Annotated in this window: 8 protein-coding genes; 5 read left to right on the top strand and 3 right to left on the bottom strand. The window is 69.2% G+C overall.

What is annotated here, in order from left to right; all coding sequences use genetic code 11:
- Nucleotides 1-66 precede the first annotated feature (66 nt).
- Entirely contained in the window at nt 67-1044 is a 978-nt protein-coding gene (locus EKG36_RS12255; RefSeq protein ID WP_126484465.1) for an NADPH:quinone reductase, read from the top strand.
- 90 nt (nt 1045-1134) lie between these two features.
- Here EKG36_RS12255 and EKG36_RS12250 read toward each other — a convergent pair whose 3' ends face one another.
- Complete coding sequence (locus EKG36_RS12250; protein ID WP_246007503.1) at nt 1135-2052, bottom strand: MurR/RpiR family transcriptional regulator; 918 nt, start codon at nt 2050-2052, stop codon at nt 1135-1137.
- 230 nt (nt 2053-2282) lie between these two features.
- Here EKG36_RS12250 and EKG36_RS12245 point away from each other — a divergent pair, with 230 nt between their 5' ends.
- The 4 genes from EKG36_RS12245 (at nt 2283) to EKG36_RS12230 (ending at nt 8118) form a co-directional block, all read left to right on the top strand.
- Nucleotides 2283-3089 (top strand): enoyl-CoA hydratase/isomerase family protein, encoded by an 807-nt coding sequence (locus EKG36_RS12245; RefSeq protein WP_126484463.1) that lies wholly within the window; start codon nt 2283-2285, stop codon nt 3087-3089.
- A gap of 53 nt (nt 3090-3142) precedes the next feature.
- Nucleotides 3143-5332 (top strand): acetate--CoA ligase family protein, encoded by a 2190-nt coding sequence (locus EKG36_RS12240; RefSeq protein WP_126484461.1) that lies wholly within the window; start codon nt 3143-3145, stop codon nt 5330-5332.
- Complete coding sequence (locus EKG36_RS12235; RefSeq protein ID WP_126484459.1) at nt 5332-6138, top strand: enoyl-CoA hydratase-related protein; 807 nt, start codon at nt 5332-5334, stop codon at nt 6136-6138. Before EKG36_RS12240 ends, EKG36_RS12235 begins: the two co-directional genes overlap by 1 nt.
- Nucleotides 6139-6273: 135 nt before the next feature.
- Nucleotides 6274-8118 carry an SLC13 family permease gene (locus EKG36_RS12230; protein ID WP_126484457.1) on the top strand — a complete coding sequence of 615 codons (1845 nt, stop codon included), beginning with the start codon at nt 6274-6276 and terminating at the stop codon, nt 8116-8118.
- Between the two features lie 89 nt (nt 8119-8207).
- Here EKG36_RS12230 and EKG36_RS12225 read toward each other — a convergent pair whose 3' ends face one another.
- Together EKG36_RS12225 and betA are read right to left on the bottom strand one after the other, a co-directional pair.
- Complete coding sequence (locus EKG36_RS12225; protein ID WP_126484455.1) at nt 8208-10655, bottom strand: acyl-CoA dehydrogenase; 2448 nt, start codon at nt 10653-10655, stop codon at nt 8208-8210.
- A 143-nt stretch (nt 10656-10798) separates the two neighbouring features.
- Complete coding sequence (gene betA / locus EKG36_RS12220) at nt 10799-12490, bottom strand: choline dehydrogenase (RefSeq protein WP_126484453.1); 1692 nt, start codon at nt 12488-12490, stop codon at nt 10799-10801.
- Nucleotides 12491-12506 lie beyond the last annotated feature (16 nt).

Here is a 12506-nt window from a genome sequence, read left to right as displayed (position 1 = left end):
TTGACCCGCCGGCCTGGCGGCGCTTGACTGGGCATCCACTCCGTCAGCGGCATAAGGAAGGCAAGCATGGCCAAGCGTATCCAGTTCGCCCGCACCGGCGGGCCCGAGGTCCTCGAGTTCGTCGAGGCCGCGCCCGTCGAGCCGGGCCCCGGCGAGGTGACGGTGAAGAACCAGGCGGTGGGCCTGAACTTCATCGACATCTACTTCCGCACCGGCCTCTACCCCGCGCCCGGCCTGCCCTCCGGGCTCGGCACCGAGGGGGCGGGGACCGTCGAAGCCGTGGGCGAGGGCGTCGAGGACCTGGCGGTAGGCGACCGTGTCGCCTACGCCCAGGGCCCCCTCGGGGCCTATGCCGAGCTGCATACCCTGCCCGCGGAGAAGGTGGTCACCCTGCCCGACGCCATCGACTGCGAGACCGCGGCGGCCGCGATGCTCAAGGGTCTGACGGTCCAGTACCTGCTGCGCCAGACCTACCCGCTGCAGGGCGGCGAGACCATCCTCTGGCACGCCGCCGCCGGGGGCGTCGGCTCCATCGCCTGCCAGTGGGCCAGGGCGCTGGGGGTCAAGCTGATCGGGACCGTGAGCTCGCCCGAGAAGGCGGCCCTGGCCGAGGGCAATGGCGCCTGGGCGACCATCGACTACACGCGAGAGGACGTGGTCGAGCGGGTCCGCGAGCTGACCGGTGGCGAGATGTGCGACGTGGTCTACGACTCGGTGGGCAAGGACACCTGGGAGCTGTCCCTGGACTGCCTCAAGAAGCGCGGCCTGATGGTCAGCTTCGGCAACGCGTCGGGACCGGTGGAGGGGGTCAACCTCGGCATCCTCAACCAGAAGGGCTCGCTCTACGTCACCCGGCCGAGCCTCAATGGCTATGCCGACACCCGCGAGCGGCTCGAGTCGATGGCCAGCGACCTCTTCGCCATGCTCGAGAGCGGCCAGGTCACCATCGACATCGCCCAGCGCTACCCGCTCGCCGAGGCCGGCAAGGCCCAGGAGGCCCTGGCGGGCCGCAAGACCACGGGGTCGACCATCCTGATTCCCTAGCCGAGCCAAGGATGAGGAGCAAGGAGTAAGGCGCGAAGGGAGGCTCCCTCACGCCTTACGCTCTGGTCGTCCCTCGCCCCTCGCACTTCCTCAGTCGTTCTCCACATAGGCGCCCATGTCGCGCATCCGCGACTCGAAGCTAGCCACGTTGTCGACCAGGTCGTCCGGACCGAAGGCCACGCATTCCGCGAGGATCGCCTCGATCAGGGTGATCGCCGAGAGGATCGAGGGGAAGAAGTGCGGCGTGGCATTGGCCACGGTGAAGGTGATGTCCGCGCCGGGCACCAGCGGCGAGCGCATGGTGTCGGTGATGACGATGGGCGAGACCCCGGCGGCCCGGGTGATTTCCAGGGCCCGCATGGTCTCGGCGCAGTAGGGCTCGAAGCCGAACAGCACCACCACGTCGCCCTCGCCGAAGGGCGCCAGCTCGGTCAGCAGGCCTCCCTCCAGTCCGCGCACCAGGTGGACATTGGGCATGGCGATGCGGCCCACGTAGGCGAAGTGGTAGGCGCAGGCGAAGGTATCGCGGAAGCCCACCACCGCCACCTTGTCGGCGGCCAGGATGCGCCGGGCGGCATCCCGCACCCGGGCCTGGTTGTCGGCGGTGAACAACCGGCCGATATTGTCGAAGGCGGCGTCGCCGACGTCCAGGAACACCTGGTCGTCGGTCTGGCTGGCCAGGGTACGCAACTGGCTGGCCCGCCCGGAGAGCTCCACCGGGCCGGCCTGGACGGCGGCCTGGAACACCTCGCGGAACTGTTCGTAGCTCTCGAAGCCCAGGCGCTTGGCCAGCCGCATCAGCGTCGAGGGTGTCACCTCGGCGGCGGCGGCGGTCTTGCGGATCGACTGCAGGGCGATCTCCACCGAGTGTTCCAGCACATAGCCGGCGGCCACCTTCAGCTGGGGGCTCAGTTCCGGATAGATCGCCGCCAGTTGCTGGTTCACTGCATCCAGGCCCTCGGGCGCTGGTGCTGCGTCCACCGGGTTCAGGGTGTCCTGCTCCAGCACGCTGTTCTCCTTATCGGGTTCCCCGCTAACGACGGGCGCATTGTACCCCAGGCTCGGCCCTCGGGGGTGAAACAAACGTGTCTTCTCGGAAAGAAGGTGACACGAACGTGTTGACCGCCGGCCAGGTCGTCCCCTAGCATGGCGCCCATAACACATACGTGTCATGGCTGACGTCGGGCGACACGTATGTTGCACGCTTCGTCCACTCCCGCCAGGAACCATCGATCCCCATGAGTCACGCTGCCAAGTCCCCCCGCTACGAGACCCTGATCACCGAACGCCACGACCAGGTGATGGAGATTCGCTTCAACCGTCCCCACCGGCTCAATGCCGTGGTCGAGGCGCTCTACACCGAACTGCTCCAGGCCCTGGCCGAGGCCGAGGGCGACGAGACGGTGAGGGCCGTCATCCTGACCGGCGAGGGGCGGGCCTTCTGCGTCGGCGCCGACATGAAGGAGCACGGCGGCGCCGAGCGCTCCCTCTATCAGCGTCGCCAGTACCTGCAGCTGGGCAATGACGTCTGCGAGGCGATCCAGCGCCTGCGGCTGCCGGTGATCGCGGCGGTGAACGGCTATGCCCTGGGGGCGGGGGCCGAAATGGCGGTGTCCTGCGATTTCATCCTGATGGCCGATGAGGCCCAGATCGGCTTCCCCGAGACCAGCATCGGGACCTGCGTGGGCGGCGGCGTCTCCAAGATCCTGCCCCAGCTGGTGGGGCTCGGGAAGGCCCGCCAGCTGCTCTACCTCGGCCGGCGCATCGACGGCGAGGAGGCCGCTCGCATCGGCCTGGCCACCGCCAGCTGGACCCAGGATGCCCTGCACGAGGAGGCCCTGCGCCTCGCCGGGACCCTGGCCGGACAGGCCCCGGTCTCCCTCGCCATGCTCAAGCGGCTGGTCAACCAGGGAGCGAACACCGACCTGGAAAGTCAGCTGCAGCAGGAGCTCGATGCCGTCTTTACCTGCTCCACCACCGCCGACTGGCAGGAAGGCGTGGATGCCTTCGCCGAGAAGCGCGCGCCGCAATTCAAGGGCCACTGAGCCCCGTTCCGGACAGTCCCCGTCACGACCACCCAGAGGCCAAGGTCAGCTCCATGAATCCCATCGAAGGACACCTTCCCAGCCGCAGCCCGCTGCATGACATCCTCGCGCCCACCGGGATCGCCGTGATCGGCGCCTCCTCGGACTCCACCAAGCGGGGCTACAAGGCGATGGTGGGCCTGATCAAGGACGGCTACCGCGGCGAGATCTACCCCGTGAATCCCAAGGCCGACATGATCCTCGGGGTCAAGGCCTGGCCCTCGGTGACGTCGATTCCCGGCAACCCGCAGCTGGCGCTGATCTGCACGCCGGCGGCCACGGTGCCGGGGCTGATCGCCGAGTGCGGCCGTCGTGGTATCAAGGGCGCGGTGATCCTTGCCAGCGGCTTCGCCGAGGTCGGGGGCGAGGGGGCCGAGCTCGAGCGTGAGATGATGGCCAAGGCTGAGGCCCACGGGGTGCGAATCATCGGTCCCAATACCTCGGGCATGTTCAACCTGCACCACCGGATCAACCTGCTGGCCCTGGACAATGTCAAGCCCGGGGACGTCGGCATCATCTCCCAGTCGGGCAACATGCTGCTCTCGCTGGCCCTGGAGGCCCAGCACAATGGCCATGTGGGCTTTTCCACCTATGTGGGGCCCGGCAACCAGAGTGACATCGGCTTCAACGACTACCTGCGCTACCTGGGTGAGGACGAGCACACTCGGGTCGCCACCCTCTACGTGGAGGGCTTCCGTGACGGGCGCAAGTTCCTCGAGGTGGCCCGTGAGGTCAGCGCCATGAAGCCGGTGGTGGTCTACAAGTCCGGCTCTACCGAGCAGGGCCAGAAGGCGGCCAGCTCCCACACCGGGGCACTGGCCGGCAGCTATGCGATGACCGTCGACCTGCTGCGCCAGTCGGGCGTCAGCATGGTGCAGTACTCCGACGAGATCCTGCCGGTGGCCGAGGGCCTGGGGCTGCTGCAGAAGGCCCGGGGCAAGCGGGTGGCGGTGATCTCCGACGGCGGCGGCCAGGCGACCATCGCCTCCGATCGCCTGGCCGAGGCCGGCCTGGAGCTTGCCGAGCTCTCCGAAAGCACCCGGGCGCAGCTGCGCGAGGTGCTGTTCCCCCAGGCCTCCACCGTCAATCCGGTGGACGTCGCCGGCTCCACCGATGCCAACCCCTCGCTGCTTGCCACCTGCATGGAGATCGTCGCCGCCGACGACAACGTCGACAGCATCTTCCTGGTGGGCATGTTCGGCGGCTACAGTGTCCGCTTTGCCGAATCGCTGCTGGGCGACGAGATGCGCGGCGCCGAGGCGATGGTGGACCTGGCCAACGCCACCGAGAAACCGCTGGTGATCTACAGCCTCTACACGCCGATCAAGCCGCCGGCGCTGCGTCGACTTCACGAGGCGGGCCTGCCGGTGTATGCCTCCATCGAGCATTCCGTGCGGGTACTCGCAGCGCTGGGCGACCGTGGCCAGCACCTGGCCCAGTACCACAGCCACGCCCGGACGGCGGCAGTGGAGCCCCTCCCGGCGCTCGATGCCATGTTCCGCCAGGCCAGGGCCGAGGGGCGCGACCTGCTCGAGTACGAGGCCAAGCAGCTGCTGCGCGAGCACGGCGTGGTGGTGCCCCTGGAGCTGGTGGCACGCAGCGAGGCCGAGCTGGCCGAGGCCGCGGCGCGCTTTGGCGACACGCCGCTGGCCATGAAGATCGTCTCCCGGGATATCCTGCACAAGTCCGACGCCGGAGGGGTCAGGCTGAACCTGGTGGGCGAGGCGGCGCTGCACGAGGCGCGCGAGGCGATCCTGGCGTCCTGCCGCGCCTACGATCCTGATGCCGAGATCGAGGGCGTGCTGGTGACGCCCATGGCCCAGAAGGGGGTGGAGGTGATCATCGGCGTGATCCGCGACCCGATCTTCGGGCCGGTGCTGATGTTCGGCCTGGGCGGCGTCTTCGTCGAGATCCTGGAAGACGTGGCCTTCCGCGCCATCCCGCTGTCCCGGCACGATGCCAGCAGCATGGTCGACCAGCTCAAGGCCAGGAGGGTTCTCGAGGGCGCGCGCGGCGAAGCCGCCGTGGACAAGGAGGCGCTGGTGGACCTGCTCCTCCAGGTGTCGAGCCTCGTCGAGGCCTATCCCGACCTCAAGGAGCTCGACCTCAACCCGGTGATCGTCAACGCCGACGGCTATGCGGTGGTCGATGCCCGTGTCATCGTCGACCGTGAGACCGATGTATCTGACAAGGAAGCCCACTGATGAGCGTGACCCAACCGCAACTTAGCGATGCCCGCCTCTCTCTTGAGGGGCGGGTGGCGACCCTGACTCTGGACCGCCACGACGTTAGAAACGCCCTGACCGGGACCGCCCTGGTCGACGACATCGTCGCCGTGGCCGACTGGGTGAACGCCTGTGACGCGGTCTCGGTGCTGGTGATCACCGGCGCGGGCTCGGCCTTCTCCGCCGGGGGCAACGTCAAGGACATGGCCCAGCGCGGCGGCGACTTCGCCGGGGACGTCGCCGAGGTGGCCGAGCGCTATCGCCGTGGCATCCAGCGTATCCCGCTGGCCCTGCAGGGCGTGGAGGTGCCGATCATCGCCGCGGTCAACGGGCCGGCCATCGGCGCCGGCTTCGACCTGGCCAACATGGCGGACCTGCGGATCGCCTCGCACAAGGCGAAGTTCGGCGAGACCTTTCTCAACCTGGGGATCATCCCTGGGGACGGCGGCGCCTGGTTCCTGCAGCGCCTGATCGGCTACCAGCGCGCCTTCGAGCTGACGCTCTCCGGGCGCGTGATCGACGCCGACCAGGCCCGCGAGTACGGCATCGTGCTCGAGGTGACCGAGCCCGAGGCCCTGATGGCGCGTGTCGGCGAGCTGGCCGGGCATATCGCCGCCCAGCCGCCCAAGGCCACCCGCCTGACCAAGCGGCTGATGAAGATGGGCGGTCGCATGGAGCTGCCCGACTTCCTCGACCTCTGCGCGACCTTCCAGGGCATGTGCCACAACGAACCGGAGCACCTGGACGCCGTCAACGCCATGCTGGAGAAGATGGCGAAGAAGTAAGCCCGCGGCTGGGCTCGCCCCGCGACACCCGGCGCGAGGCCGGGTGTCGCCTGTCCGGACAGCAGGAAAAGACTGGATTTTCCGGCCGCTGGCTGGTGTGCTTGAGGCATCGTGCCGGTACAGGGAGTGCGCCAGATGGCCGACAGCACCCAGGTGTTCCTGGTCCTCGGAGCGACGCTCGTGGCCTTCGTCTGGGGGCGTTTCCGCTACGACCTGGTGGCGCTGGCCGCGCTGCTGGCCTCGGTGCTGCTGGGCCTGGTGCCCACCGGCGAGGCCTTTCTCGGCTTCGGCCATCCCGCCGTGATCACCGTCGCCGCGGTGCTGGTGCTCAGCCGCGGTTTCGAGCGCTCGGGACTGGTCGACCTGATCGCCGAGCAGGCCCTCAGGGTCGGCGACCGGCTGATCCTGCAGATGCTGGTGCTCACCGGCACCGTGCTGGTGCTCTCCGGGGTGATGAACAACGTCGGCGCCCTGGCACTGATGTTGCCGGTGGCGATCCGCATGGCCCGGGAGCACGACAGCCCGCCGTCGCTGCTGCTGATGCCGCTGGCCTTCGGTTCCCTGCTCGGCGGGCTGACCACGCTGATCGGCACCCCGCCCAATATCATCATCGCCAGCTATCGCGGCAGCATCGGTGGCGAGGCCTTCGGCATGTTCGCCTTCTTTCCCGTCGGCGCCAGCGTGGCCCTGGCCGGCCTGGCGTTCATCGTGCTGGCGGGCTGGCGACTGGTACCCCAACGGGCCGGCAAGGCCTCCCTCGATGCGATGTTCGACACCGCCCACTACCTGGTGGAGCTGCACGTCCCCGAGGGCGGCAAGGCGGTGGGCTGGTCGCTGCGCGACCTGCATCAGGCCCTGGAGGAGACCATCCCGGTGCTGGCGGTGGTGCGCGGCGACAAGCGCCACGCCGGCCACGCCTTCCACGGCACACTGCGTGAGGACGATATCCTGCTGGTGGAGGCCGGGCCCGAGGAGATGAAGCTGATCGAGGACAAGGCGGGGCTGGTGGTCGGCCCCGAGCCCCCCGCCGGGGAGTCGAGCGAGGAGGACGCGGCCGATCGCGAGACCAAGCCGGGCCACGGCAGGACCACGGACAAGGGCCGGCCCGCGCCGGTGGATACCGAAGGCCTCCAGCTGGTGGAGGCGGTGGTGCGCAACGATTCCATGATGATCCATCGCACCGTCACCCAGCTGCGCCTGCACAACCAGTTCGGCCTGCATCTGGTGGCGGTGGCCCGGGACGGCGGCCGATTGAACCAGCGGCTGCGCGATATCCGTTTCCGGGCCGGCGACGTGCTGCTGCTGCAGGGGGGCGAGGGCGAGATCGGCGAGAGCCTCACCACCCTGGGCTGCCTGCCGCTGGCCAGCCGCAACCTGACCCTGGGCCAGCCCCGCATGCTGGTGGCCTCGGTGGCCATCTTTGCCGTGGCGGTGATCGCCATGGTGCTGGACCTGCTGCCCTCGGCGGTGGCCCTCACCGGGGCCGCGCTGGTGTCGATGATGGTCGGCGTGCTGTCGCTGCGCGAGGCCTACCAGGCCATCGACGGCCCGGTGATCGTGCTGCTGGGGGCCATGATCCCGGTGGGCCAGGCGCTGGAGACCAGCGGCGGTGCCGGCTTGATTGCCGATGCGCTGCTGGCTCTGGGCAGCGAGTGGCCGGTGGTGGCCACCCTGGCGGGGCTGTTCGTGATCTGTACGGTGCTCTCCAACGTGGTCAACAACGCCGCGGCGGCGCTGCTGATGGCGCCCATCGCGGCAAGTCTTGCCGAGGGCTTCGAGGCCTCCCTGGATCCCTTCCTGATGGTGGTGGCGATCAGCGCCTCCTGTGCCTTCCTCACCCCCATCGGCCACCAGTCCAACACCCTGGTGATGGGCCCGGGGGGCTATCGCTTCGGCGACTACTGGAAGCTGGGGCTGCCGCTGTCGGTGTTAGTGATGGCGGTAGCGATCCCGTTGATTCTGCTGGTCTGGCCGTTGTAGGTGTGAGGTGCAAGGAGTGAGGGGCGAGGCGTCCGGCGTGATTCCAGCCGGCCTTCCCTCCTCACCCATAACGTCTCACCCCTTACTCCCTACGCCGGGTGGTGGCGCAGCACCTTGGACTTGTCGGTGACGAAGGCGTCGTACTCGAAGTCGTCCACGGTCAGCAGGTCCAGCACCTCGGCCTCCCGCTGGCGCATGAAGGTGGCGTCGTCCTCGTCGATCACGCCCGCCTCCAGGGCCGCCTCCACGCGCTGCTCGGGGTGCAGGGCTTCCGGCGGCAGCTCGCCCCTGGCATAGGCCTTGTTGACCGTGCGGTAGAGCGCCTCGGCGCGGTCCTGGGTGGCCAGCAGGGCGTTGTAGCGGGCCAGGGGGTTGTCCTGCGGCCCGTCGTCGACGTCCCAGGTGTTGGCCAGCAGCTTGTGGCGCAGGGCGGTGTCCCGGGATACGGCCTGGGCAATGCGGCGGGTCAGGTCATCGTGGGGGCGCGACCAGCGGCGGCCCCGCGGCATCACCAGCAGGCGCAGCATCCGGCCCAGGGCGCGGTTCGGCAGGTTGTCGAAGAGTTCGTCGAAGGCCTGCTCGGTGCGCTGGAGCAGGAAGCGGGCGGCATAGTCCAGCACGGCGGCCTCGCCCTCCACCTGGTCGCCTTCCTGCCACTGCTTGAGCAGCATGCTGGCCAGGTACAGGTTGGATAGCACATCGCCGAGGCGGGCCGAGAGCATCTCGCGCTGCTTGAGCTGCGAGCCCAGGCTCGCCATGGCGGCGTCGGCGGCGAGACCGAAGCCGGCGGAGAGTCGGGCAATCTCGCGGGCATAGGGGGCGGCGACTGGATCGAAGGGCACCGCGGCCTGGCCGATCCCCAGGCCCCGGGTCAGGGCGCGGGCGGCATTGCCGAAGATCAGCCCGGCATGGCCGAAGAAGGCCCGGTCGAAGGCCGCCAGGTCATCGGCGTCCTTGGCGGCCAGTTCCTCGAGCACATAGGGATGGCAGCGGATGGCGCCCTGGCCGAAGATCATCAGGTTGCGGGTCATGATGTTGGCGCCCTCGACGGTGATGGCCACCGGGTTGGCGCTGTAGCCGATGCCGAGGTAGTTGCGCGGCCCCAGGGTGACCGCCTTGCCGCCGTGGATGTCCATGGCGTCGGCCAGGATCACCCGCTGGAACTCGGTGAGCTGGCTCTTGAGGATCGCCGAGGGCACCGCCGGCTTCTCGCCCTGGTCGATGGTGTTGGCGGTCTGGTAGACGGCGGCCTGGGCGATATAGGACAGCGCGCTCATCCGGGCCAGCGGCTCCTGGACGCCCTCCATCTCGGCCACCGGTACGTTGAACTGGCGGCGGATCCGGGCGAAGCCGCCGGTCCAGCCCAAGGCGTAGCGGGCGGTGCCGGTGGCCCCGGAGGGCAGGGTGATGCAGCGGCCGATGGACAGGCATTCCACCAGCATCCGCCAGCCCTGGCCGATCATTTCCTGGCCGCCGATGATGGTGGATAGCGGCACGAAGACGTCCCGGCCCTTGATCGGGCCGTTGAGGAAGGGGCTGCCGATGGGATGGTGGCGGCGGCCGATCTCCATGCCCGTGGTGTCCCGGGGAATCAGCGCCAGGGTGATGCCACGGTCGGCCTCGTCGCCGAGCAGGTGGTCCGGGTCGAACAGCCGGAAGGCCAGGCCCACCACGGTGGCGATGGGCGCCAGGGTGATCCAGCGCTTCTCGAAGTTCAGCCTGAGCCCGAGGACCTCCTCGCCGTCGATGACCTGCTTGCACACCACGCCGGTGTCCGGCAGGGCGGTGGCATCGGACCCCGCCCGGGGGCCGGTCAGGCCGAAGCAGGGGATCTCGCGGCCGTCGGCCAGGCGCGGCAGGTAGTGGTCCTTCTGCGCCTGGGTGCCGTACTTGAGCAGCAGCTCCCCCGGCCCCAGCGAGTTGGGCACGCCCACGGTGACCATCAGCGTCTCGCTGATCGACAGCTTCTGCAGCACCGTGGACTGGGCCTTGGCCGAGAAGCCCAGGCCGCCGTATTCCCGGGGGATGATCATGCCGAAGAAGCGCTCCCGCTTGAGGTAGTCCCACAGCTCCTGGGGCAGGTCGGCGCGCTCCCGGGCGATGTCCCAGGCGTTGCACATGCCGGCGGCCACACCGCACTGGTGGTCGACGAAGGCGCGCTCCTCGTTGGTGAGGCCGTTGTCGCCGAACGCCAGCAGGCGATCCCAGTCGGGCCGGCCGGAGAACAGTTCGCGGTCCCAGGCCACGCTGCCGGCTTCCAGCGCGGTGCGTTCGGTATCCGAGACCTTCGGGGCGACACGCTTGAACAGCGCGAACAGGCGGGGGCTCAGCCAGCGCCGGCGCAGGGCGGGCAGGCCGCAGGCGGCGATGGCCGCGGCGGCGATCAGCAGCAGCGCGCCGAGGATCGCCGCGCCGGCGACCAGGCCGACGAGGCCGAGCCCCGCGGTCACGGCCAGCGCGGGCAGGGGGCCCGCCTCCCGGCGCATCACGATGAGCAGGCCGGTGACGGCCAGCACGAGCAGGATCAGGGTCAGCATGGAGGGCTCCGTCGAATTCGAACACTTGTTTGAATTCCTTCAGCCTAGCGCAAGAAACGCCGCCTGACCACCACCGAATCCTGCGCGACCACCAACGAAAACGCCCCGCGCGAGGCGGGGCGTAGGGAGGAAGACCGAGCGGGTCAGCCCAGGCGGCGCATCGGCTCGCGCTGGGCGGGGGCGTCGCCCGCCACGTAGTAGGGGGCGTCGCTGCTTGGCAGCGGCTCGCGGCCGCGGATCTTGTCGGCCATCTTCTCCGCCAGCATGATCGTCGGCGCGTTGAGGTTGCCGGTGGGGATCACCGGGAACAGCGAGGCATCGACCACCCTCAGGCCCTCCAGGCCATGTACCCGGCCGGTGCCGTCGACCACGGCGTCATCCCCCTCGCCCATGCGGCAGCTGCCGCAGGGGTGATAGGCGGTCTCGGCGTGCTCGCGGACGAAGGCGTCCAGCTCGGCGTCGGTCTGCACGTCCGGCCCCGGCGAGATCTCCCGGCCGCGGTAAGCGTCGAAGGCCGGCTGGGCGATGATCTCCCGGGTCAGGCGGATGGCGTCGCGGAACTCCTGCCAGTCCTTCTCGGTGGACATGTAGTTGAACAGGATCGAGGGCGCGGCCTTGGGGTCCCGGGAAGTCAGGCGCACGCGCCCCTCGCTCTCGGAGCGCATGGAGCCGACATGGGCCTGGAAGCCGTGGGCCTGCACCGCACTCTTGCCGTTGTAGCTGATGGCGATGGGCAGGAAGTGGTACTGCAGGTTGGGCCATGCCTCCTCGTCACTCGAGCGGATGAAGCCCGCCGCCTCGAACTGGTTGCTGGCACCCACGCCGGTGCCCAGGAACATCCACTCGGCACCGATCTTCGGCTGGTTGTACCACTTCAGCGCCGGGTACAGCGAGATCGGCTGCTTGCACTCGTACTGGATATACATCTCGAGGTGATCCTGGAGGTGCGCGCCGACGTTGTCGTTGATCTGCACCGGGGGGATGCCGAGTTCCTCGAGCACGTCGCGGGGGCCGACCCCGGAGCGCTGCAGGATCTGCGGCGAGGCGATGGCGCCGGCGCACAACAGCACCTCGCGGCGGGCATGGACCTGCCGGGTCTGGCCGCGACGCTCGTAGCGCACGCCGGTGGCCCGCTTGCCCTCGAAGGTGATGACATCGGTGGTCGCCCGGGTCTCGATGGTCAGGTTCGGCCGCCCCTTGGCCTGGTCCAGGTAGCCGCGGGCCGTGGAGGCGCGGCGCCCGTTGGGGGTGACGAAGCGGTCCATGGGGCCGAAGCCTTCCTGCTGGTAGCCGTTGACGTCCTCGGTGGCCGGGTAGCCGGCCTGCTGTCCCGCCTCGATGAAGGCATGGTAGAGGGGATTGTTGCCCTCCTTCGGCGTCGTCACGCTGACCGGGCCGTCACCGCCGTGATAGGCGTTGGGGCCGATGTCGCGGGTCTCGGCCTTCTTGAAGTAGGGCAGGCAGTCGGCGTAGGTCCAGTCCTCGAGGCCGGCACGCTTGGCCCAGCCGTCGTAGTCCAGGGCGTTGCCGCGGATGTAGCACATGCCGTTGATCAGCGAGGAGCCGCCCAGCCCCTTGCCACGGCCACACTCCATGCGCCGGCCGTCCATGTGCGGCTCCGGGTCGGTCTCGAAGGCCCAGTTGTAGCGCTTGCCCTGCAACGGGTAGGCCAGGGCCGCCGGCATCTGGGTGCGGAAGTCGAAGCGATGGTCCGGACCGCCGGCCTCGAGCAGCAGCACGCTGACGTCGGGATCCTCGGTGAGGCGGGTGGCCAGGACGTTGCCGGCGGAACCGGCGCCGATGATGACGTAATCGAACTCGCGAGCCTGTGACATCGACAAGCCCTCCTCA

It is taken from the genome of Halomonas nitroreducens (genome assembly GCF_003966155.1).
In the GTDB taxonomy this organism is placed as follows: domain Bacteria; phylum Pseudomonadota; class Gammaproteobacteria; order Pseudomonadales; family Halomonadaceae; genus Halomonas; species Halomonas nitroreducens.
This window is presented reverse-complemented; position numbering and strand designations above follow the sequence as displayed.